The organism is Streptomyces sp. NPDC088350, from assembly GCF_044753545.1.
Classification (GTDB): domain Bacteria; phylum Actinomycetota; class Actinomycetes; order Streptomycetales; family Streptomycetaceae; genus Streptomyces.
This window is the reverse complement of record NZ_JBIVNL010000005.1, coordinates 129,625-152,157: the sequence shown is the minus strand read 5'-3', so window position 1 is coordinate 152,157 and position 22,533 is coordinate 129,625. Positions and strand designations below refer to the sequence as shown.

The 22,533-nt window shown below is 70.9% G+C and carries 19 protein-coding genes; 10 read left to right on the top strand and 9 right to left on the bottom strand.

Going from position 1 to position 22,533, the window contains the following annotated elements:
• Positions 1-65: 65 nt before the first annotated feature.
• From ACIQBL_RS18565 to paaI, 5 genes are all read right to left on the bottom strand, one after another.
• A complete protein-coding gene (locus tag ACIQBL_RS18565; protein WP_401942879.1) occupies positions 66-3,734 on the bottom strand; it encodes a S8 family peptidase in 3,669 nt (1,222 codons plus the stop codon).
• Positions 3,735-3,955: 221 nt separating this feature from the next.
• Positions 3,956-4,861 carry an SAM-dependent methyltransferase gene (locus tag ACIQBL_RS18560; RefSeq protein WP_401942877.1) on the bottom strand — a complete coding sequence of 302 codons (906 nt, stop codon included), beginning with the start codon at positions 4,859-4,861 and terminating at the stop codon, positions 3,956-3,958.
• Between the two features lie 111 nt (positions 4,862-4,972).
• Positions 4,973-5,629: a TetR/AcrR family transcriptional regulator gene (locus tag ACIQBL_RS18555; RefSeq protein WP_401942874.1), complete on the bottom strand. Its 657-nt coding sequence runs from the start codon at positions 5,627-5,629 to the stop codon at positions 4,973-4,975.
• A 52-nt stretch (positions 5,630-5,681) separates the two neighbouring features.
• Positions 5,682-7,037, bottom strand: a complete 1,356-nt coding sequence (gene paaK / locus ACIQBL_RS18550) for a phenylacetate--CoA ligase PaaK (protein ID WP_401942872.1) — start codon at positions 7,035-7,037, stop codon at positions 5,682-5,684.
• Positions 7,034-7,480 (bottom strand): hydroxyphenylacetyl-CoA thioesterase PaaI, encoded by a 447-nt coding sequence (gene paaI, locus ACIQBL_RS18545; RefSeq protein WP_401942869.1) that lies wholly within the window; start codon positions 7,478-7,480, stop codon positions 7,034-7,036. The genes paaK and paaI overlap by 4 nt, the downstream gene beginning before the upstream one ends.
• 85 nt (positions 7,481-7,565) lie before the next feature.
• Between paaI and ACIQBL_RS18540 the strand changes: the two genes are divergently transcribed.
• The 6 genes from ACIQBL_RS18540 (at position 7,566) to paaE (ending at position 11,919) form a co-directional block, all read left to right on the top strand.
• Positions 7,566-7,742 carry a hypothetical protein gene (locus ACIQBL_RS18540; RefSeq protein ID WP_401942866.1) on the top strand — a complete coding sequence of 59 codons (177 nt, stop codon included), beginning with the start codon at positions 7,566-7,568 and terminating at the stop codon, positions 7,740-7,742.
• Positions 7,743-7,933: 191 nt separating this feature from the next.
• Complete coding sequence (gene paaA / locus ACIQBL_RS18535; RefSeq protein WP_401942863.1) at positions 7,934-8,953, top strand: 1,2-phenylacetyl-CoA epoxidase subunit PaaA; 1,020 nt, start codon at positions 7,934-7,936, stop codon at positions 8,951-8,953.
• Positions 8,950-9,234 carry a 1,2-phenylacetyl-CoA epoxidase subunit PaaB gene (paaB, locus tag ACIQBL_RS18530; RefSeq protein ID WP_401942861.1) on the top strand — a complete coding sequence of 95 codons (285 nt, stop codon included), beginning with the start codon at positions 8,950-8,952 and terminating at the stop codon, positions 9,232-9,234. Before paaA ends, paaB begins: the two co-directional genes overlap by 4 nt.
• A gap of 9 nt (positions 9,235-9,243) precedes the next feature.
• The gene (paaC, locus tag ACIQBL_RS18525; protein ID WP_401942858.1) at positions 9,244-10,104 is read left to right on the top strand and encodes a 1,2-phenylacetyl-CoA epoxidase subunit PaaC; all 861 of its coding nucleotides are present in this window, start codon (positions 9,244-9,246) and stop codon (positions 10,102-10,104) included.
• The gene (paaD, locus tag ACIQBL_RS18520; RefSeq protein WP_401942855.1) at positions 10,098-10,604 is read left to right on the top strand and encodes a 1,2-phenylacetyl-CoA epoxidase subunit PaaD; all 507 of its coding nucleotides are present in this window, start codon (positions 10,098-10,100) and stop codon (positions 10,602-10,604) included. The genes paaC and paaD overlap by 7 nt, the downstream gene beginning before the upstream one ends.
• 211 nt (positions 10,605-10,815) lie before the next feature.
• Positions 10,816-11,919, top strand: coding sequence for a 1,2-phenylacetyl-CoA epoxidase subunit PaaE (gene paaE / locus ACIQBL_RS18515; protein WP_401942852.1), 1,104 nt, complete (start codon positions 10,816-10,818; stop codon positions 11,917-11,919).
• An 89-nt stretch (positions 11,920-12,008) separates the two neighbouring features.
• On the opposite strand, the gene ACIQBL_RS18510 is transcribed toward paaE, so the two are convergent.
• The 4 genes from ACIQBL_RS18510 to ACIQBL_RS18495 all read right to left on the bottom strand — a co-directional run bounded on the left by ACIQBL_RS18510 (position 12,009) and on the right by ACIQBL_RS18495 (position 18,578).
• On the bottom strand, positions 12,009-13,631 hold the full coding sequence (locus ACIQBL_RS18510) for a protease pro-enzyme activation domain-containing protein (protein WP_401942850.1): 1,623 nt from the start codon (positions 13,629-13,631) through the stop codon (positions 12,009-12,011).
• Between the two features lie 141 nt (positions 13,632-13,772).
• Entirely contained in the window at positions 13,773-16,664 is a 2,892-nt protein-coding gene (locus ACIQBL_RS18505) for an AAA family ATPase (protein ID WP_401942847.1), read from the bottom strand.
• Positions 16,665-16,944: 280 nt separating this feature from the next.
• A complete protein-coding gene (locus ACIQBL_RS18500) occupies positions 16,945-17,604 on the bottom strand; it encodes a YceI family protein (protein WP_401942845.1) in 660 nt (219 codons plus the stop codon).
• A gap of 194 nt (positions 17,605-17,798) precedes the next feature.
• Entirely contained in the window at positions 17,799-18,578 is a 780-nt protein-coding gene (locus ACIQBL_RS18495; protein ID WP_401942842.1) for a polysaccharide deacetylase family protein, read from the bottom strand.
• 317 nt (positions 18,579-18,895) lie between these two features.
• Here ACIQBL_RS18495 and ACIQBL_RS18490 point away from each other — a divergent pair, with 317 nt between their 5' ends.
• The 4 genes from ACIQBL_RS18490 to ACIQBL_RS18475 all read left to right on the top strand — a co-directional run bounded on the left by ACIQBL_RS18490 (position 18,896) and on the right by ACIQBL_RS18475 (position 22,505).
• A complete protein-coding gene (locus tag ACIQBL_RS18490; protein ID WP_401942839.1) occupies positions 18,896-19,681 on the top strand; it encodes a DUF899 family protein in 786 nt (261 codons plus the stop codon).
• Positions 19,682-19,759: 78 nt separating this feature from the next.
• A complete protein-coding gene (locus ACIQBL_RS18485; protein ID WP_401942837.1) occupies positions 19,760-21,250 on the top strand; it encodes a purine-cytosine permease family protein in 1,491 nt (496 codons plus the stop codon).
• Positions 21,247-21,801, top strand: coding sequence for a cysteine hydrolase family protein (locus ACIQBL_RS18480; protein WP_401942834.1), 555 nt, complete (start codon positions 21,247-21,249; stop codon positions 21,799-21,801). The genes ACIQBL_RS18485 and ACIQBL_RS18480 overlap by 4 nt, the downstream gene beginning before the upstream one ends.
• Positions 21,798-22,505, top strand: a complete 708-nt coding sequence (locus ACIQBL_RS18475; protein WP_401942831.1) for a GntR family transcriptional regulator — start codon at positions 21,798-21,800, stop codon at positions 22,503-22,505. The genes ACIQBL_RS18480 and ACIQBL_RS18475 overlap by 4 nt, the downstream gene beginning before the upstream one ends.
• Positions 22,506-22,533 lie beyond the last annotated feature (28 nt).

Here is a 22,533-nt window from a genome sequence, read left to right as displayed (position 1 = left end):
TCGGCACGCTAGAGGATCTTTGTTAAAGCGGTGGGATCACTGTCGGCGGTGGTGGTGCCCCACGGCTACTTCAAGCCATAGGCCCGCAGCACGGTTTGGTCGATCCGGTCGCCGGCCGCGTCGGACGCCTGCACCCGCAGTGACACGAACTGCGCTCCCTTCGCGTGCCCGACCTCCGCCCTGCCGTGCCGGACCTTCACTTCCTTCCAGGACGTGCCGTCGTCGTACGACACCCAGGCCTTCAGCGAAGCGGCCTTGACGCTCCCCGTCTGGTCCCGGACCGAGAGCCCGAGCGTCGTCCTGCCGTGGGAATCGGCGCGGTTGAGGAGATCGAGACCCCGCACGGAGTAGTCGACGGAGAGCAGGGGCAGCGCCGTCGTCGTGTCCGTGTGGGTCGAGGAGAAGGACCACTCGGTGTGGGTGCCGGTGGAGAACCGCGACCAGGCGGTGGTGCGTTGGGCGTCGAGCACGAAGCGGTACGAGGCCTTCACCGCCGGGACGGTGAAGACGCCGTAGCCGCCGATGAGGGAGTCGCCGACCAACTGCCCGTCCGCGTAGAGCTTGCCCTTCCCGGTGTCGTTGACCCCGTCGGCGTACGCGTAGTGGCCGGGGGTGGAGTCGCCGAACTCCGGTACGGACATGGTGAGTTGGTCGCCGGTGCGCTTGGAGGGGCCGTACTCCTGACTGCTCGCAGGGCGGACCACCTGGCGCAGCCAGTCCTCGTCCGGTGCCGAGGTCGCGGTGCCGAAGGTCCGCAGCGGGCTCCATGTGCCCAGGCGGGCCTGATAGTTCGGGTAGACGACGTGCCAGGTGCGGGTGGTCGGGCTGACGTAGTAGTACTCGGTGCGGGTCGTGCCGAGCGGCAGGTACTTGGAGCTGTCGATGCTGAACCGCTGCCAGGGGAGGTAGGAGTAGAGGTTGTCCATGCCCGTCTGGCCGGCCGTGTCCCCGTAGTAACGGGCCTTCAGCTTCGCCGTGTTGGAGTGGTCCAGACGGTAGGTCTGGTTCGCGGTGACGGCGCCGCTCTGCGGGAAGGTCGCGTTGTAGACGTAGGGACTGACCGGGATGCCGTTCAGTTTCAGGGTGACCTTCTTGCCGGTCTTCAGGAGGTCGGCCAGATGGGCGCCCTCCTCACCCGTGGCGATCATCAGTGGGACGCCGGTCGCGTGGTCCACCGCGCTGATCCAGAATCCGGGTGACTTGTGGTAGGCGATGACGTAACTCGCCCCGGCCGCCGTCGCGTTGGCCAGTGCGGTGTCCGCCCGTTCGGTGGCGCCCACGCCGACCACCACCGCCTTGCCCTTGACGTCGAGCCCGGCGAAGTCGGCCGCCGTACCGGCACCCGCGTCCACCGCCCGTACCGTGTGCTCCCCGCTGAACTTCGTCGGCAGACCGTTGTACGTCTGCGAGTAGTAGAGGGACAGCGCATCCTTCTCCGGAGTGCTGACGCTCGCGGTCAACTCCTTCGCGTACAGACGGAACTTGGAGTAGAACTCGAAGGTGCCCTCGGTGACCGGCTTGGTCGGCGCCACATAGATGTGGTCGGTCCACCAGCCCTGGGTGTAGGACGTTCCGAAGGAACTGCCCGGCCCCTCCCGGTGCCAGGCGGTGGTGAATCCCTGGAACTCGGAGTCCTCCTTCGTCTTCGGCTTGATCTCCACCGCCTTGCGGGCGTCGAGGGTGATCGCGGTGTCGCCGTCGACCTTGATCTCGGGATCACCGACGACCGAGGTACCGACGGCCAGACCGCTCCCGTCGCGGTCCGGGATCCAGGCGCCCATGGAGTATGTGCCCGCCGGGACCTGCCAGGTCCAACCCGAGCCCACGAAGCCGGACTCGTTGGGGTAGAGGCCGTTCAGCTCCTGCAGGGCGTACAGTGCGGCCCCGGTGTTCGGCTGCCCGTCGCGGCCCACCAGCGAGATCTTCAGGGCGTAGGTCTTCGGCTTCTTCTCGAAGCCGACACCCGTGGTGACCAGGACGCCGCCGCCACTCGCCGTGACATGCCCCGAGTAGCGGCCCTGGTCGACCCTCGTGGGGTCGACGGAGACCGGGACCGTGGCGGTGCCGTGCGCGGGCACGGTCACGGAATCGGCGCCGGGCGCGGCCGGGGCCAGGGTCGAGGCGAGCTTAAACTCGACCGGCTGGTCAGTGGTGTTGGTGTACGTGATGTCCTTGCTGTCGACGCCGGTGGCGGAGTCGTCGTAGGTGCCGAAGCTCAGCGTGGAGGTGCCGAAGACGCCCTGTTCGACCGCCCGGACCGCGTCGACCCGGCCGTCGCCCTGCTCGTAGACGTCCGCGTCCGACTGCGTCTTGGCGGTGCTGGCCAGGGACTCCTTGATCTGCTCGCCCGTCCAGTCCGGATGCGCCTGCGCCACGAGCGCCGCCGTGCCCGCGACGTGCGGGGTCGCCATCGACGTACCGCTCGCGGTCGTGTAGTAGTCGTCGACCGGCGTGCCCATGGTGGTGCCGGCGGCGCGGGCCGCCGTGATGTTCACGCCCGGCGCGGTGATCTCCGGTTTGACCGCGGAGTCGCCGAGGCGCGGGCCGCGGCTGGAGAAGGACGCCAGGTGGTCCGACTTGTCGACCGCGCCTACCGTCAGCGCGGAGTCCGCGATGCCCGGCGTGCCGATGGTCTCGTCGGAGGGGCCCGCGTTGCCCGCCGCGACGACGAACAGGGTTCCGGTGGACGCCGAGAGCCGGTCCACCGTCTCGCTCAGCGGGTCCGAGGAACCCGACGCCGTACCGCCCAGGGACATGGAGACGATCTTCGCCCCCGAGTCGGCGGCCCACTCCATGCCCGCGATGATCCACGACTCCTGGCCGTGTCCGGTGTCGTCGAGGACCTTGCCGACCGCCAGTTCCGCGCCCGGTGCCACGCCCTTGTACCGGCCGCCGGAGGCCGCGCCCGAGCCGACGAGGATGGAGGCCACGTGCGTGCCGTGGCCGAATCCGTCCTGTATCCCTTCGTCCGGTACGAAGCTCTCGGACTCCGCTATCTTGCCCGCGAGGTCCGGATGTCCGGTGTCCACACCGGTGTCCAGTACGGCGATCTTGACGCCCTTGCCGTCGAAGCCGGCCTTCCACACGTCGGGGGCGCCGATCTGCGGGACGCTGACGTCGAGGGACGCCGAGACCTTCGCGTCCAGCCACAACTTGTCTAGGCCGTCGCCGAGTTGGCGGGCGGCCTTGGAGAGGGGGGAGGTGCCGCGGGCCGGGGCGATGTCCGCCCAGAACGTGGACGACGCGGTCGACTTCCGCGCGCTGAGCGCGGCGCCGCCGATTCCGGGCAGGGCGCGCGTCCGGCGCGCGCCCTCGGGGATCTCGGAGCCCTTCGCGTAGGCGGCGATCAGCGGGATGGTGCCGGTCTTCTCGTCGGCGTATCCCTGCTTGACGAGTTGGCTGATGTTGAAGAGGGCCGGGTCGAGGCGGCCGGCCTGGACGAGCGGGACCGCGTCGTCGGGTGTGACGCTGACCTCGCCCTTCTGCTCGGTGGTCACGAAGTCGACGCCTGTGCGGCCCTTGCCGGGCCGGGCGTCGACGGCGGACTTCCCGTCCGCGCCGACGGTGAGGGAGACCGTGTCTCCGGTGATGAGGGTGACGGTCCGGGTACTGCCCTGCGCCGCGCCCGATGGGGCGTCCGACGCGGAGGGCGGAGCCGCTGCCGAGGGCACGATCGCACCCGCGAGCAGAGCGGCGGTGCCTGCCAGGGTGCAGAGGGCGTGGAGTCTTCGCATCTGTGGGCTTTCCTCCCCTTGAGAGACCTGGTGAGGTCCGGCCCAGCGTGCGGTCCGAGCACGAAGGGGCTCAAGGGATTCCTGTGGCCGGAGCGTGCCAATGCCCCCTTTGGCCAAGGGAGTTGAGAGACGCCGGGGCCTCACGGAGAAGCGGAACGCGATCGGCTACGGCGAACTCGCGCACCCCGCACCGCTGTTCGTCGCCGGAGGGAAAGGTCCCGTCAGTCCTCGGGGTCGGACGTGCGCTGTAGGCCGGCCTGTGCCGTCGCGGCGCGGATGGTGGACGGCGGGGACGAGGAGCCCCGGCGATCCGTCGGTTCGCGCGGGCTGATCCGGGCTCGGCGGACCCGTGCCAACCCCGCGTAGATCCCGCTGCCCTCCAGGGCGTCGTCCGGCGTCGGGGGGTGCCACTCCGTGGCCGTCACCAGGCCGGGCTCCGCCAGGTCGAGGCCGGCGAAGAAGCGTTCCACCTCCTCGCGGGTGCGGAAGCCGAGTGTGATGCCGCCCTTGGCGTACTGGGCGGTGACCTGTTCGGCGAGTTCGGGGTAGAGGTCGGACGCGGCGTGCGACAGCACCAGGTAGCTGCCGGGCGGCAGGGTGGCGACGAGGTCGCGGACGATGCCGTGGGCGTCCTGCTCGTCGGGGATGAAGTGCATGAGGGCGATCAGCGAGAGGGCGATCGGGCGGGTGAAGTCCAGGACGTGGCGGGCGTGTTCGACGATGTGCTCCGGCCGGCGCACATCGGCCTGGATGTAGTCGGTGACCCCGTCGGGGTGGCTGACCAGCAGTGCCTCGGCGTGCCGCAGGACGATCGGGTCGTTGTCGGCGTAGACGACCTTCGCCGTCGGCACCGCCTTCTGGACGATCCGGTGCAGGTTGGGCTCGGTGGGGATGCCCGTGCCGATGTCCAGGAACTGGTCGATGCCCAGGCCGGCGAGCCAGGTCGCCGCGCGGTGCATGAACTCGCGGTTCTGCCGGGCCGCGTCCCTCGCCTCGGGCGGCAGCCGCTCTCCGACGGCCTCGTCGACCGGGTAGTTGTCCTTGCCGCCGAGCAGCCAGTCGTAGACCCGCGCCGGATGTGCCTTGCCGGTGTCGATCCGCGGTGACGGCTGGGGGTGGGTCGTCATGGCAACTCCATCGCGCCGACCGGGAATCGGGGATCCGGCCGAGCTGTCGATCACCGTACTCGGGTGGGTCATGTGGCTTGTGGGAGAGGGGAGTTGGGCAGGTCGTGCCTCTCAGCGCGCCGCGCGTCCGTGCAGGCCGTCGAAGAGGATGGTCGTCAGGGCGTCGGCCGGCGTCTCCACGGTCAGGCCGCGGTCCGGGCGGTACCACTCCACGAGGGAGTTGACGGTGCCGAACAGCAGCCGGCTCGCGAGATGCGGGTCGATGTCCGCCCGTTTGCCGCCCTCGGCCGCCGCCCGGGTCATCAACTCGGCGACCCGGTGGTCGAATTCACGGCGCCGGGCGAGTGCCCGCTGCTCGACCTCGCTGTTGCCGTGGAGCCGCAACAGCAGCGTGACGTAGGGCAGTTCGGCGGCGAGCACCTCGACGCCGCGGTGGACGACGCGCTGCATCCGGGCGGTCGCGGTGGTCTCCGGGGACCCGCCGTCCGGGTCCCGGGTCCGCTTCTCCTCCTCGTCGAGCACGGCGAACAGGGCGTCCAGGGCGTCCAGGGCGCGGTTGACCGCGAGTTCGAGGAGTTCCTCCTTGCCGGACACATGGTGGTAGATGCTCGACTTGCTGAGGCCCGGGCGCCTGGCCGGTTCCTCCATGCCGGTGCCGTCGTAGCCGCGTTCGTTGAAGTCCACGACGGCGATCTCCAGCAGCGAGGCGCGGTCGTAGGCGGGACGGCCGTGGCGGCCGGCCGGGCTCTGCACAGGTGTCCTGGTCACCGGGCCATGGTGACAAGGTGGGGGACCACACCGGTCGGGACGGCCTCGGATGTCACCGCTCCCGCAGATCCTCGACCCGGCGGATCTTCCCCACCGAGCGCTCCAGGGTCTCCGGATCGACGATCTCCACCGTCACGGTCACGCCCACGCCGTCCTTGACGCCCTTGCCGATCGCCGTCGCGGCGGCCTCCCGCTGCTCGGAAGTGGCGCCGGGGCGGGCCTCGGCACGGACCGTCATGTGGTCCATCCGGCCGCGCCGGCTCAGCTGGATCGTGAAGTGCGGGGCGACGGCGGGGGTGCGCAGCAGGATCTCCTCGATCTGGCTGGGGAAGACGTTCACCCCGCGCAGGATGATCATGTCGTCGCAGCGGCCGGTGATCTTCTCGATACGCCGGAAGGCCGGGCGGGCGGTGCCGGGCAGCAGGCGGGTCAGGTCACGGGTGCGGTAGCGGATGATCGGCAGGGCCTCCTTGGTGAGGGAGGTGAAGACCAGTTCACCGCTGTCTCCGTCGGGGAGCACCTCGTCGGTGTGCGGGTCGACGACTTCCGGGTAGAAGTGGTCCTCCCACACGTGGAGGCCGTCCTTGGTCTCCACGCACTCCTGCGCCACGCCGGGGCCGATCACCTCCGACAGGCCGTAGATGTCGACGGCGTGGATGTCCACGCGCTCCTCGATCTCACGGCGCATCTCCTCCGTCCACGGCTCGGCGCCGAAGATGCCCACCTTGAGGGAGCTGGTGCGCGGGTCGACGCCCTGGCGCTCGAACTCGTCGAGGAGGGTGAGCAGGTAGGACGGGGTGACCATGATGATCTCGGGCTTGAAGTCCGTGATGATCTGCACCTGGCGCGCGGTCATGCCGCCGGAGGCGGGGATCACGGTGCAGCCCGCGCGCTCGGCACCATAGTGGGCGCCCAGACCACCGGTGAACAGCCCATAGCCGTACGACACATGGATCTTGTGCCCGGGGCGGCCGCCGGCCGCGCGGATCGAGCGGGCCACCACGTCGGCCCACATGGAAATGTCGTTCTCTGTGTAGCCGACGACTGTGGGGCGGCCGGTGGTGCCGCTGGAGGCGTGGATACGGCGGACCTGGTCCATGGGGACGGCGAACATGCCGAAGGGGTACGTGTCGCGCAGGTCGGCCTTGGTGGTGAAGGGGAACCGGGCCAGGTCCTCCAGGGTGTGACAGTCACCGGGCTCGACACCGGCCGCGTCGAACTTGCGGCGGTACAGCTCCACGTTGTCGTAGGCGTGCCGCAAGGTGGCCTGGAGCAGGCCGAGTTGGTGCTCGCGCAGTTCCTCGCGGGTGAGGCGCTCGGCGGCGTCCAGCAACCCGTCGGGGAGCGGTTCCCCCAGACGCGGACCCACGGGTGCCGAGGCCGGTGGTGCCGCCGGATCGCTGCTCATGGGGACTCCTTCGTCCTCGCGCTGCTCAGACTGCGGCTGCGGCCCCGGAACTCCGCGATCACCTGGTCGCCGCGCTGCACGGTCACGTCGTAGATGCCGCTGCGGCCGAACCGGGTGCGCTCCGTCGCGGTCGCGACCAGGACGTCGCCCTCGTGCGCCGGGGCGACGAAGTCGATGTCCGCCGCGGCGGCCACGGTCACCGGGCCGCGGCTGTTGCAGGCACAGGCGAAGGCGGAGTCGGCGAGCAGGAACAGACAGCCGCCGTGGGCGGTCCCGTGTCCGTTGACCATGGCCGGGGTCACGGTCATACGGAGGACGGCGGTCCCGTCGCCGTGCTCGACGAGTTCGATGCCGAGGGCCCGGGACGCCTCGTCCGAGGCGAACATCCGCTCCGCCGGACCGGAGGCCGTGCCGCTCGAAGCCGTGTCAGTGGCCTGCGTCATCTTCCACCACCTTGTGGACCGACCGAACATTCGGTTAGCGTGCGGCACGGCCAAGTAATCCAGCGACACCCCTGCCTGTCAAGAGGTGGAACGCGCGCCTCGGACCGGCTCCGAGCTGCCCGACTTCTGCTCGCGTCGGCGCGCCTCGCCGGCGCTCGCGCGGGCGGTCGGTCCTTCGCGGGCCGCCGAGCTGGGGCTGCGCGGTGATCGTTTCGGCGCCGAGGGGGCGTGGCGGTGGGGGCTGGCGCACCGGGGCGTATAGGACGGCGGCGGTGCAGGAGCGGCTCGGCGCGACGCGGGCCCACGGGGTCCCCGTAGAGGCCTTTCCCGTGCGGGCGGAGCCGTCGTTCGCGGGGTGCTGAGTGGCCCTTCGCCCGGCAGGTCTTGCCTCGCCGGGGGAAACCCATCAGACTGGGTACCGAACGAATGGTCGGTAGGGAAGGTGGTGTGTCGATGACCAGCACAGGCACGGAGGCGTCAGCCGCCGGCTGGGACGAAACGCGGCTCTCGGAGCAGTTCGACGCCACGATCGCCAAGGACCAGCGGATCGAGCCCCGCGACTGGATGCCCGACGGCTATCGCAAGACGCTGATCCGGCAGATCGCGCAGCACGCCCACTCGGAGATCATCGGGATGCAGCCGGAGGGCGACTGGATCACCCGCGCCCCCTCCCTGCGCCGCAAGGCGATCCTCTTCGCGAAGGTGCAGGACGAGGCCGGACACGGGTTGTATCTGTACTCGGCCGCCGAGACCCTGGGCGCGGACCGCGCGGAGCTGACCGATGCGCTGATCTCGGGTCGGCAGAAGTACTCGTCGATCTTCAACTACCCGACACCGACCTTCGCCGACGTCGGTGTGATCGGCTGGTTCGTGGACGGCGCGGCGATCTGCAACCAGGTGCCGCTGTGCCGGTGCTCGTACGGGCCGTACGCGCGGGCCATGGTGCGGGTGTGCAAGGAGGAGTCCTTCCACCAGCGCCAGGGCTACGAGTTGCTGCTCACGATGATGCGCGGCACGGACGCCCAGCGGGCCATGGTCCAGGACGCCGTGGACCGTTGGTGGTGGCCGTCGCTGATGATGTTCGGGCCGCCCGACGACGACTCGCCCAACTCGGCGCGTTCCATGGCCTGGAAGATCAAGCGGCACAGCAACGACGAACTGCGTCAGCGCTTCGTCGACATGACGGTCCCGCAGGCGGAGAAGCTCCAAGTCACCCTCCCCGACCCGGAGTTGAGCTGGAACGAGGAGCGCGGCCACCACGACTTCGGCACCCCCGACTGGTCCGAGTTGCAGCGTGTGATCCGCGGTGACGGACCGCGCAACGCGGAGCGGATCTCCCGTCGCCGGGCCGCCCACGAGGAGGGCGCCTGGGTCCGGGAGGCGGCCACCGCCCACGCGGCGAAGCAGGCCGCCCGGACACAGAAGTCCGCCCGGTCCGCCCGCGCACAGAACACCGAAGGAGCGGCGGCATGACGCAGGACTGGCCCCTGTACGAGGTGTTCGTCCGCGGAAAGCGCGGCCTGAACCATGTCCACGTCGGCTCGCTGCACGCCGCCGACGACGCCATGGCGCTCACCCACGCCCGCGACCTCTACACGCGGCGCAACGAGGGCGTGTCCATCTGGGTCGTGCGCTCGGAGTACATCGCCGCCTCGACCCGCGACGAGAAGGACCCGTTCTTCGCGCCGAGCGCCGACAAGGTCTACCGCCACCCCACGTTCTACGACATCCCCGACGACGTCCCCCACATCTAGGAGCAGGGAATGAGCGACGACCACGTCTATCTGTCCCTGGCCGAGGGGCACGACGACAGCGATGCCCGCTGGGCGTTCGGCACCGGCTTCGAGAACCCGCTGCACGGCGTCGACCAGACCGTTCCGGAGGGGACCGACACCGCTCAACTGGCCGCGTACTGCCTGGCACTTGGCGACGACGCGCTCGTCAGCGCGCAGCGGCTGGCCCAATGGTGCACGGCCGCACCGGAGTTGGAGGAGGAGGTCGCGCTCGCCAACATCGGGCTCGACCTGCTCGGCCAGACCCGCCTGCTCTACGCCCGTGCCGGTCAGGTCGACGGCACGGGACGCGGCGAGGACGCCTACGCCTACTTCCGCGACGCCGACGACTTCCGCAACGTACGGCTGGCCGAACTCCCCAACGGCGACTTCGCGTTCTCCGTCACCCGGCTGCTGGTGCTGTCCTCCTGGCGGCTGGCCCTCTTCGATCGGATCGCCGTCGGCACACCGGACCCGGTACTGGCCGCCATCGCCGCCAAGGGCGTCAAGGAGCTGGCGTACCACCGCCAGTACGCCGCCGAGTGGGTCGTCCGGCTGGGCGACGGGACCGAGGAGTCGCAGCGGCGGATGCGGGACGCGCTGGCCGCCGTCGCGCCGTACGTGGACGAGCTCTTCGCGGGGGACGGGGGCGAACTCTTCGGGGACGCGGGGGAGTTGAGGGACGAAGTACTGGCCGTGCTCCGCCAGGTCACCGACGCCGCCGGGCTCGTGCTGCCCGAGGTGGCACCGGTTCCCGGACACGGCCGCGCCGGCGACCGCACCGAACACCTGGCCCCGCTGCTGGCCGAACTCCAGAGCGTGGCCCGCGCCCACCCGGAGGCGACATGGTGACCACCCTGCTCGACGCGCGACGCGCCCGGCACATCGCCGCGCAGGTGCCCGATCCCGAGATGCCGATGCTCACGCTGGCCGACCTCGGCGTCCTGCGTGACGTCGAGGTGAGCGAGGACGGCACGGTTGTCGCGAGCCTGACGCCCACCTACTCCGGCTGTCCCGCCATGGCCGAGATGCGCGCCGAGGTGGCCGCCCGGCTCACGGACGCCGGGTACGCGCGCGTGGAGATCCGTACGGTCCTGACCCCGTCCTGGAGCAGCGACTGGATCACCCCGGCGGGCCGCGCCAAGCTCACCGAACACGGCATCGCACCGCCGGGCGCAGCCCCCCGCGGTCCGCTGGTCCTCACCCTGTCGCCGACCCGCCGCACGGTGCCCTGCCCCCGCTGCGGATCGGCGGACACCGAGGAGACCTCGCACTTCGGCGGGACCTCCTGCAAAGCCCTGTGGCGGTGCCGCGCCTGCCGTGAGCCGTTCGAGTACGTCAAGGAGATCTGATGGCGAGCCCGCACCTGCCGCCCGTGGTGAGTCCTCAGCTCCGGCCCGTGGTGAGTCCTCAGCCCCCGCTCATGGCGAGCCCTCAGTTCCGGCCCGTCCTGAGCCCTCACCTCCCGTCCGTGGCGGGCCTCCAGCCCCCGTCCGTGGCGAGCCCCCACCTCCCACCCCTGGTGAGCCTCCACCTCCCGCCCGCGAAAAGGACGGTGGACCAGTGACCGCCCCGGCCCCGACCACCCCCGCCCGCCCGGCGCGCCGGCGCCCGGTCTTCCACGCCCTGCGGGTCGCCGCCGTCGAGCCGCTGTGCGAGGACGCCGCCGCCATCGGCTTCGACGTCCCCGACCACCTCGCCGCGGAGTTCGCGTACCGGCCCGGCCAGTCGCTCACCCTCCGCCGCGAGGTCGAGGGACGCGACGAGCGCCGCTCGTACTCCATCTGCTCCCCGGCGGGCGCGCGCCCCCGGATCGGCGTACGGGTCGTCCCCGGCGGCCTGTTCTCCTCCTGGCTGGTCAACGACGTACGCCCCGGGGACACCGTCGAGGTGATGGCCCCCACCGGTGCCTTCACCCCGGACCTGACCCGCCCCGGCCACCACGTCCTGATCGCCGCCGGCTCCGGCATCACCCCGATGCTGTCCATCGCGGAATCCGTCCTCGCCGCCGACCCCCGCTCCCGCGTCACGCTCTTCTACGGCAACCGGCGCAGCGACACCGTGATGTTCGCCGACGACCTCGCCGACCTGAAGGACCTGCACCCCGGCCGGTTCCAGCTCGCGCACATCCTGTCCCGCGAACCGCGCGAGGCGGAGATCCTCTCCGGCCGCCTCGACGCCGACCGGCTCACGGCGCTCGTCGACGCCCTCGTCGACGTGGACACCGCCGACCACTGGTGGCTGTGCGGCCCGCACGGCATGATCCGCGACGCCCAACAGGTCCTCGCCGGCCTCGGCGTCCCCGCCGAACGCGTCCACCAGGAGCTGTTCTACGCCGACGACGAGCCCGTACGGACCAACGAGCACATCGACAAGGTCTATGACGGCCCCGTCAGCCAGGTGAGCGTCACGCTCGACGGCCGCACCACCAACTCCGCGCTGCCCAAGGGCGGTTCGATCCTCGACGGCGCCCAGAAGACCCGCCCCGACCTGCCCTTCGCCTGCAAGGGCGGCGTCTGCGGCACCTGTCGCGCGCTGGTCACCGACGGCACGGTGGACATGCGCCGCAACTACGCCCTCGAACCCGCGGAGGTCGACGCCGGTTACGTCCTCACCTGCCAGACCTTCCCCGTCTCCGACACGCTCGCCGTCGACTACGACAGTTGAGGCAGGGCATGGCTTTTCGACTGATGTGAAGAGCGGGCCGGGAGGGAACCCGGCCCGCTCTTCACATCAGCCAAGTCGGCTACCGGCGGTCAGCCGAGCAGCTTGGTCGCCAGGGTCGCCGCGTTGTACGAGCCCCAGCCGGTGGTGAAGTCCCAGCCGGTGGCGGCGGAGTAGGCGCCGTTGCTGCCACTGGTGATGTCGTGGAAGCCGGTGCCGCTCGCCGCGTAGAGCGCGGGGTTGGCGAAGCCGAGGTTGGCCTTGCCGGCCGCCGCGGCCTGCTGGTTGTAGAGCGCGCCGAAGGCCGCCCACTCGGGCGCGGCGGCGCTGGTGCCGCCGACCGAGGTCCAGGAACCCTGCGAGTAGATGGAGACGCCGGGGCTGGGGTTGGCGTGCGCCGAGACGTCCGGGACCTGGCGGTAGCCGCCGCCGGCGCTCTTCTGCACCGCGGTCTGCCAGCTGGGGATCTTGAAGACGGAGGACTTGCCGCCGCCACCGCCGGACCAGGCCACCTCCTTGCTGAAGGCGTTGGCGGAGGTGACGGTCAGCTTGGTGCCGCCGACACCGGTGACGTACGGGTCGCTCGCCGGGTAGTCGACGGTGGTCGTGCCGTCGCCCGCGTCGTCCGAGCCGTTGTCGCCGGAGGCCGCGTAGAAGCCGAGGCCCTCGGCCGCGCCCGCCTTGAAGACGGCGTCCACGGCGTTGATGTTGGAGGTGGTGCGCTGGCTCTCGGAGGCACCCCAGCTGATCGACGTGGTCGGGATGCCGCTGTCGACGATGGCCTGGTAGGTGTCGACCTCACCCGCGTCGGAGTTGGGACCCTCGAAGACGGTGACGTTCGCCTTGGGGGCGATCGCGTGCAGCACCTCGATGTCCAGCTCGACCTCGACCTGGCCGTCACCGAGCGCGCCGGAACCGCCGTCCACCTTCGAGACGGTCGGGGTGGGCGAGCCCAGGCTGTAGTTGGTGTCGTACTTGGTGATGTTGGACTGCGCGAAGCCGTCGAACTCCAGCAGCGCGATCTTCTGGCCGCTGCCGGTGTACGTACCGGAGACGTTGTAGCCGCCCTTGAGCTGCGCCGGGGTGTAGCCGCCGCCGGGGCCGTTGCGCGGAGCGACGGTGTGGGTCGCCTGGTGGTGCAGCTGGGCGCGGTTGTTGAGGCCGGTGACGTCGCTGACGAGGCCGGCGATGGCGGTCGGCAGGGTCGGCGCGGTCTCGTTGGCGTAGAAGGAGCGGCCCGACCTGGCGTCCTTCCACGTCGACAGCTTGGTGCCGAACGCCTTCTCCAACTGGGCGGCGGTACCGCTGGCGTCGACCAGCAGGTTCCCCGAGTGGACCTTGCCGACGGTGAGCCCCTGGGCGCGCAGGAACGCCTTCACCTGCTTGACCTCGGCGTCGGTACGGCCGTACCGGGCAGCGAACTGAGCCTTCGTCAGATAGTGGCCGTAGGAACTCGACCGCGGATTGCTGACGTTGACGATGAACGTGTCGAGCGCCTTGGCGTTTCTGGGCGTCAGGCTGATGGCCACCGATATGCGCTTGCCGGCGGCGACGGCGCCGGTGCGGGACGCGTCGTGGTTCAGGCCCTTGAGGACATCTCCCGCGATGGCGGCGCGAGTTGTGTGCGGCTGGGCGGCGGCGTAGGCGCTGGGGACGGCGGCGGCGAGCAGAGCCGGTACGGCGATCAGACCGACCAGTTTCAGGCGTGACGTCACTGAGGTCCTCCGAGGAGTGGGGGGTTGCTGTCCCGGAAGCGGAACGGCTTCACCGTAGGAACATCAGCCCCACCCGCATAAGCGGGGGAACCCTTGCGTTGTGTGTTAACTGCGGATGTCACATGAACCGCGGATGACAGGTCAGCGACGGTTGCCGAGCGCGCGGGGCGTACGGACGCGGCCCGGCTGACTGATCGTCACGGGCTGTGTGGCGGGCTGCTGTTGGTCGTCGTCGCCGACGCTCACGGTCGCCGCGCCGGAGGCGATGACGGCGACCGCCATCGCGTGGGCGAGCGCGGTGCGCGAGCGGACACCGACCTTGCGGTAGACCCGCGACAAGGTGCCCTCGACCGTCTTGACGCTGATGAACAGCTCCGCCGCGACCTCCCGGTTGGTGGCCCCGCCGCCGACCAGTTCCGCGACCCGCGCTTCCGTGGGCGTGAGTTCGGGCCGCCCCTCACCGTCCCGGTCGCCGGCCTCCAGACGGGCCAGTTCGTCCCCGGCCCGCGCCGCCAGCGGAACGGCACCGATACGCGTCGCCGTCTCCAGCGCCTCACCGAGAGCGGTCCGTGCCGCGTTCCGGTGCCGCGCACGCCGTTCGACGGCGCCGAGAGCGATCAGGGTGCGTACCAGGTCCACGGGCAACGGGAGTTGCCGCAGCCGCTCCACGGCGGCCCGCAGCCGTACCGCCCCCTCCTTCGCCCGGCCGAGCCCGGCCTCGCGCAGTCCCTCCGCCCGTTCCAGGGCCGCCAGTACGCTGCCGGGCGCGTCGCCGGACACCCGTGCGCGGGCCTCGTCGATCACGGCCCCGGCCGCGTCCGTCTCACCCAGCACGACCAGGGCCTCGGCCAGGTCGCTGTACCAGTGCAGCAGGGGCGGATCGGCGGCGGACATGGCCGCACCGAGTTCCTTCACGCGTTGCAGCGCCTCGACCGCGGACGCGGCCCCACGCGGGTCGCCGACGAGCAACTCGGCCTGCCCCAGCACCGCCAGCGCCCGCAGCAGGAACAGCCGGTCGCCGTCCGCCTCCGAGGCCCGCACCGCCTGCTCGGCCAGGCGCCGGGCCTCGTCGGCACTGCCCCCGGCCGTCGCCGCGAGCGCGGCGGCGTACAGCGCCGGAGCGGCCTGTACGCCGGTCTCGGCCACGGCACGTGTGCAGCGGGCGGCGGTGTTCAGCGCCTCCCGGCAGTGCCCGGCGCGCACCTGGATACGGGTGAGCGCCACCAGGGTCGCCATGACCTCCTCGACCCCGGCGAACTCCCCGATCTCCGTGAGGAGTTGAGCGACCCTTTCCTGGGCCTCGGTGACCTTGTCGGAGTCGAGGGCGAGGATCGCCCGCATCCGGATCAGCCCCCAGCTCTCCGGCCCCGCGTCGGCGCCACCGGTGAGCGCGAGGGCCTCCTCCAACGCGACGTCGGCGGCGACCGGTTCGCCGCCCAGCGAGCGCACCCGGGCCAGTGTGGCGAGCGCCCCGATCCGGGTGTCGGTGTCACCGGCCACGGCCGCCTGCCGTGCGGCGCGCCGGGCATGCCGGGCCGCGTCCTCCAACTCCCCGCACAGCAGGCCCCGTACGGCTGCCCAGTGGTGCAACCACGCCTCGGACTGCGGGTCGCCGTCGGCATCCCGGAGCCCTTCCTCGATCAGGGCGTGCGCCCCCTTCAACGCCTGCCCGGCGTTGCGCAGCAGGACCAGCCGCGCCCGTACCCGCTGCCGTGCGGACCCCGACCCGGCGAGCACGGTCTCGGCCGCCTGGCCCGCCTCCTCCAACTGCCCGGCGTCACACGCGTATTCGGCCGCCGCCAGCAACCGGTCCGCGCGCTCGGCGAAACGGTCGCCGGGAGTACGCCGGGCCGCGAGCCCGGCCAGTTCGAAGGCGGCGTCGGGCGATCCGTCGCGCCGGGCGGACTCGGCCGCGGACATCAACGTGCGGGCCGTCGTCTCGTCCTCGTACGGGCGGGCGAGCGCGAGATGCCGGGCCCGCTCCACCGGCTCGGTGACCGCGTCGGCCAGCAGGGCGTGCGCTTGCCTGCGACCGTGCTCCGAAGCGTCGGCGTACACGGCGGCCCGGATCAGCGGATGCCGGAAACGTACGGCCCCGTCGGCGTCGGCCGCGGCGACACCGAGCCGTTCGGCCTCCGCGAGGTCGGCGGCGGGATCGTGGAACCCCGCGTCGCGCAGCACGGTGAGAGTGGGACGGGCGGCGGCGCTCGCGACGAGGAGGGTGAGGCGCGTTGAATCCGGCAGCGAACGCACCTGGTCCAGGAGCAGGGTGCGCAGCCTGCGGGGTACGGGCAGCGTGCGGCCGAGGCCAAGGGCAGCCGCGTCGCTCGGGGCCGTCCGCCCCAACTCCAGTGCGTACCAAGGGTTTCCGGCGGCGGTGTCCTGGACGGCCCGGAGGACCGCCGGTGGCAGGTCGGTGGGCAGAAGCTGCGCCACCTCGTCGTCGGTGAGGGGCGGTACGGGAAGTTCGACGGTGTCCGGCGGGCAGCAGCGCGGCCGTTGGGGCTGCTCGCCCTCGGCCACCCGCTCGGCGGCCACGACCCGTACGTCCAGGCCTTCGACACGCCGTACGACGAAGGCGAGCACCTCAGCCGTCGGCTCGTCGAGCCACTGGAGGCCGTCGAGGACGAGCAGCACGGGGCCGGTGGCGGCGAGGGCGCGCAGCACGTCGAGAACGGCGACGCGGAGCGCGAGCCGATCCCGATCACCGCCCGGCTCTTTGCCGCGCAACAGGGCTGCCCGCAAAGCCACTTGGGGTTCGGGCGCCAAGGCTGCCAGGCGGCTCTCCGGTACCCGCGCGAACAGGTCGACGAGACCGGCGAACGGGAGCCGGGTGTCCCCCTCGGCGGGCGAGCAGTGCAACACCGTTCCGGACACCCGGAGATGGGCACCCGAGGACGCCACGAGGGCGGCCACCAGCACGGACTTGCCGATCCCGGCGGGACCGTGGAGCAGTACTCCGTGACGGTTCGTCAACTCGGCCCGGGTGGCGTCGAGCAGCTCGCGGCGCCCGGTCAATGACCGTACTTCCACGGTGTGTTCAGTGACGGGGCGCAGGCGGTGCCGAGGGCAGGGCGGTTGGCTCGGTGAGTACGGCAGGTCCCCACATATCTCGGCATGTGTTCATGACAACCGTTGTGGAATCCCTTGTCAATCACGGTCCGGAGCGGCGGACGAGCCCCGCGCGTTCGACGTCACCCGGCAGGGGGTGCGATGCCGGCTCCGAGGGAAGGGAGAGACCGATGACTGATCACGGAGCCGATCTGATGATCAGGCGCACGGCGACACGGCGTCCGGGCGGGTAAACGTTCCGTCAGGCGGTCGGCAGCGTACGGATCGCGGCGATGTCGAACTGGAGACGCACCTTCTCGCTCACCATCGCCCCGCCCTCGGCCAGCCGGGAGTTGTAGGTCAGACCCCAGTCGGAGCGGTCGATGGTGGTGGTCCCGTCGAAGCCCGCGCGCTCGTAGCCGAACGGGTCGGTGACATGGCCGATGTAGGTGAGTTCCAGGACGACGGGACGGGTCGTGTCCTTGATCGTGAGGTCGCCGAGCATGCGGTAGACATCGTTGCCGGCGAATTGCACCGCGGTGCTGGCGAACCGCATGCGCGGGAAGTTCGCGGAGTCCAGGAAGTCACGTCCGACCAAGTGCGCGTCGCGTTGTTCCACACCGGTGTCGACGCTTCCGGTGGACACCACGATCTCGGCCTGGGAACGGGCGGGGTTGCGGCCGTCGAAGTAGAGCCGGCTTTTGTATTCGGCGAAGGACCCGCGCACGGTCGTCACCATGGCGTGCCGGACGGAGAAGCCGATCCGGCTGTGCGCGGGGTCGATCATCCACTCTCCGGTCAGCGCCGCCAGGGCGGGATCGGGCAGGCCGGAGGAGGTGGAAGCCGGTGGGGCGGCGGGGCGTCGCGGAGCGGCGGGGGGTGCCGGGCGGCGGAGGGGCGCAGCACGGTTGAACAGGTTCATGTGTCACGTAGTTACTGCACGGCCGATATCGCCGCAAGCCTTCGCCGGGAACCGGCAGCGGCGCGAATCGGCATTGACACGCTTAAATACCGTCACCTCGCGGACCGTTGCCACATTTCCCACACATATTCGTCACCCGAAAAACGGAGACCGTCAATTCGGCGAACCGTTCAACACGCGGTTCGGTACGCCGTTCAACGCACCGGGAACCCGAACGAATATCCCTGCTGCTTCAGCCACGGCAGGATCTCGCGCAGCGCGGCCACGGTCTCGGAGCGGTCGCCGCCGGCGTCGTGGAACAGGATGGTCGGCCCGTTGGGCAGTTCGCTCTTGACCGTGGTGATGATGGCGGCGGTGCCGGGGCGTTCGAAGTCCTTGGAGTCGACGTTCCAGCCCAGTGGACGCATCCCCCGCGAGGCGGCGAGGTGCCGGCTGTACGGAGTGAAGGCGCCGCCCGGCGCCCGGTAGTACTGCGGCCGGACACCCCCGGACGCCTTGGTGATCATGCTCTCGGCGTTCAGGATCTCCTGTGACTGGTAGGCCTCGGACTTCTTGTCCATCGTGGTGTCGTGCGAGACCGTGTGGTCGCACAGCCGGTGCCCGGCCGCCACCACCGCCTTGACCAGGTCCGGGTGGGCCTCGGCCTGCGTGCCCACCATGCAGAAGGTGGCCTTCACGCCGTTCTCCCGCAGGACTTGGAGCACCTCCGGCGTCCAGGTCGGGTCCGGTCCGTCGTCGATGGTGATGTTGACGCCCCGCGCGCCCTTGTCGGAGGCGTGCACGATCTCCTCCGACACGGCGGCCCGGGCGGGGGCCGCATGGGAGGCGGAGGGACGCGCGGAACCCGCGGCACCCTGCTTGTCGACGACACCGGCCTGCGCGGTCCACACCGAGGTGGCGGTCGCCACCGCGGTCACACCGACCGCCGCCATGAGTACCCGGCCGTACCAACCCCGCCCGCTGTGCCGCGCCATGTCAGCCCTGTTCCTTGTCCTGTTGTTCGGTTCCGTGCACTCGTCAGGACGGTGTGAAGGTGCGAAAGGATCCGCCTGTTACCGATCACGGACAAATTCGCGGGAGTTCCGAGACGCGTGCACAACGAGCGGGCGCCCGAGAGGTTGCGCTGCCGCGGCGCGAGACGGCCGCGGAAGCGGGTGCGCAACAGAGGGCACAGGCCCACCAGTTGGACGATGAGTTCCGGTCGCGCCGCGAGTCTGTCCTGGTGACCGTCGTAGAACGTCGACAGGACGTCGTACGACACCGACCGGTACGAGACACCACGGAGGGCACCATGACGACCACGCCCGGCACCGCGAGCGGCGACTTCCCCGGCAAGCCACCGGTCGTGGACCTGGCCACCTGGGAGGCGGCGCGCGCGGAGCTGCTGCTCCGGGAGAAGGCGCACACCCGTGAGGGCGACGCGATCGCCGCGGCCCGGCGACGGCTGCCGAGGGTCGAACTCGACGGGACGGTGAAGGTCACCGGCGCCGACGGGCCGGTCCCGTTCCTCGACCTGTTCCAGGGGCGCGACGAACTCGTGGTCTACCAGCACATGTGGCACGACGGCGCACCCCACCAGGGACAGTGCGAGGGCTGCACCACCACGGCCTGGCACCTGCGGGACGCCGTCTACCTCAACGCCCGGGGCGTCTCCTGTGCCGTCCTGACCACGGGCCCGTGGACCGAGGTGGCTCCCTACGTCGCGTTCATGGGCTACACCCAGCCCTGGTACTCGGTGCGGGGCGTGGCCGCGCCGATCGGCGGCGGAATGGGGCACCTCGTCTCCTTCCTGCGCGAGGGCGACCGCCTGTTCCTCACCTACTCCACGACGGGCCGGGGCAACGAAGTGGTCAACGGCTCCCTCGGTCTGCTCGACATGACGCCCTACGGCCGCGGCGAGGAGTGGGAGGACAACCCCGAGGGGTATCTGCCCGAGAGCCGCCCGGCCTGCTGGTACTGGCGCTCGGACGCCGGCGGCGCGGCCACCTGGGGCCCGACCAGCCGCCCCGTCCCGCAGTGGACCCGCCCCGGCGCGACCCCCGTGGAGACCCTGGGCCGGCACGGTCACCACCACTGACGCGCCTTTATCTCCCCTTGACGGCCGCCACGCCCCGACCTAGCCTCGACTGAACACGTCTAGACAGGTAGGTCGACGATGACGGATCCCCAGACATCCCAGACAGTTCAGTCCCGGCAGCTCCAGGTCGAGACACACGGTCTCGACGTGATCGGCGACGCCGAACGCAAAGGCACCCCAAGTACCTTGTTCTGGCCCTGGTTCGGGGCGAATGTCTCCATTCTCGGGTTGAGTTACGGTGCCTTCGCGCTCGGTTTCGGGATCTCGTTCTGGCAGGCGCTCGTCGCGGGCGTGATCGGCATCGTCTTCTCCTTCCTGCTCTGCGGCTTCATCGCGGTCGCCGGCAAGCGCGGCTCCGCGCCGACGATGGTGCTCAGCCGCGCCGCCTACGGCGTGCGCGGCAACCGGCTGCCGTCGGTCATCTCCTGGGTGCTGACCGTCGGTTGGGAGACCGTGCTCACCGCCCTCGCGACGATGGCCACCGCGACCGTCCTCGGCAGACTCGGCTGGGGCGGCGGCACCGAGACCAAGGTGGTCGCGCTGATCGTGGTCGGTGCGCTGATCGTGGTGGGCGGAGTGATGGGCTTCGACCTGATCATGCGGCTCCAGACGGTCATCACCGTGGTCACCGGCGTGCTCACCGTCGTCTACATCGCCCTCGTCGCCGACCACATCCACTGGAGCACGGTCAGCGCCGTACCGGCGGGCTCCGCCCAGGAGTTCATCGGCGCGCTGGTGTTCATGATGACCGGCTTCGGCCTCGGCTGGGTCAACGCCGCCGCCGACTACTCCCGTTATCTGCCCCGGAGTTCGTCCGGCAGAGGCGTGATCGGCTGGACCACCTTCGGCGCCTCCGTCGCCCCGCTGCTCCTGCTGGTCTTCGGCCTGCTGCTCGCCGGTTCCTCCAGCTCGCTCAACAAGGCGGTCGCCGCCGACCCGATCGGCGCGCTGACGTCGATCCTGCCCACCTGGTTCCTCGTCCCGTTCGCCGTGGTGGCGGTCCTCGGCCTGGTCGGCGGCGCGGTCCTCGACATCTACTCCTCCGGCCTGGCCCTCCTCTCGGCGGGACTTCGGGTGCCGCGTTACCTCGCCGCGCTCGTCGACGGCGTCCTGATGATCGCGGGCTCCGTCTACATCGTGTTCTTCGCCGACAACTTCCTCGGCCAGTTCATGGGCTTCCTCACCACCCTCGGCGTCCCCATCGCCGCCTGGTGCGGCATCATGCTCGCCGACCTCGCCCTGCGCCGCCGCGACTACGACGACGTCGACCTCTTCCGCCCGAACGGCCGCTACGGCGACGTGGCGCTCACCCCGCTCCTCCTCACCCTCGCCGCCACCGCGATCGGCTGGGGCCTGGTCACCAACACGGCCGCCAGCTGGCTGACGTGGCAGGGCTATCTGCTCGACCCGCTCGGCCTCGGTGGCAAGTCCGGCTCCTGGGCCTACGCCAACCTCGGCGTCCTGGCCGCCCTCGCCCTCGGCTTCCTCGGCACGCTCGCCCTGGGCCGCGCCCGCGTCCAGCGGCAGGAAGCCGAGGCCGCGAGCCCGGAGGCGGTGGCCGCCGTATGACCACCGCTCCCGGCCACCTCGCCGTCATCGACATGCAGCGCGTCTTCGCCGAACCCGACAGCCCCTGGGCCACCCCGCGCTTCGCGGAGGCGGCGGCAGGCGTACGACGACTGCTGCCGGCCTTCGACGAACACGTCACGTTCACCCGCTTCGTGGCGCCGGAGAAGCCCACCGGCGCCTGGCGTGCCTACTACGACCAATGGCCCTTCGCCCTCCAGCCGCCGGACGCCCCGCTCTGGCAGCTGACCGACGAATTCGCCTCGCGGGCACGGCACTTGGTGGACGCGCCCACCTTCGGCAAGTGGACCCCGGAACTCGCCGACCGCGTCGCCCCCACCGGCACGCTCGTCCTCGCCGGCGTCAGCACCGACTGCTGCGTCCTCTCCACGGCACTCGCCGCCGCCGACAGCGGAGTCGAGGTACTCGTCGTCTCCGACGCCTGCGCCGGAGTGGACGACGACTCCCACGCCAAGGCGCTGCACGTCATGGACCTGTACCGGCCCCTGATCCGGGTGGTCACGGTCGCCGAGGCGGTCGGGGAGGCAACGTGACCGGCGTCCGCCTCAAACACCAGCGGATCACCGAGGTCCTCGCCAAGGAGATCCGCAGCGGCCACCGCCCCGCCGGCGACCAACTGCCCGGCGAACACGCCCTCGCCCAACGCTTCGGCGTCAGCCGTACGACCGTCCGCGCGGCCCTCGCCGAACTCAGCGAGGCGGGCCTGATCGCCACCCGCACCGGCAAGGGCTCCTACGTCCTCTTCGACGGCCGCCCCCTGGACGACCACCTCGGCTGGGCCCACGCACTGTCCATCCAGGGCATCGACACCCGGGTGCGGACCCTCGCGGTGGACGCCAGGCGGGACGAGGAACTCGCTCGTCAACTCACCCTGAAGACAGCCGAGTTCGTGTGCGTGGAGCGGATACGGGAACTGGTGGCGGACGCGGTCGTCGTGTCGTACGAACGCAGCTTCCTGCCGCCCGTGCCCGGAGTGCGGGACCTGCCGTCACGCGGACTGCGCCAGGAGTCGCTCACCGACGTGATGCTGCGGGCCGGACTGCGGCCGGACCACGGCGAACAGCGGGTGAGCGGGCGGCGGATCGACGGCCGGGAGGCCGAACTGCTGCGCCGTGAACCGGGTGACTGGTTCCTCGACACGCGGCGGACCAGCCGGGCCGCCGACGGTTCCTTCGTCGAACATGTCGTGAGCCTCCTCGACCCCGACCACTTCCAGCTGACCCTCGACTTCGGCTGACCCCTGCTCCAGAAGCCGACCCCTGCCC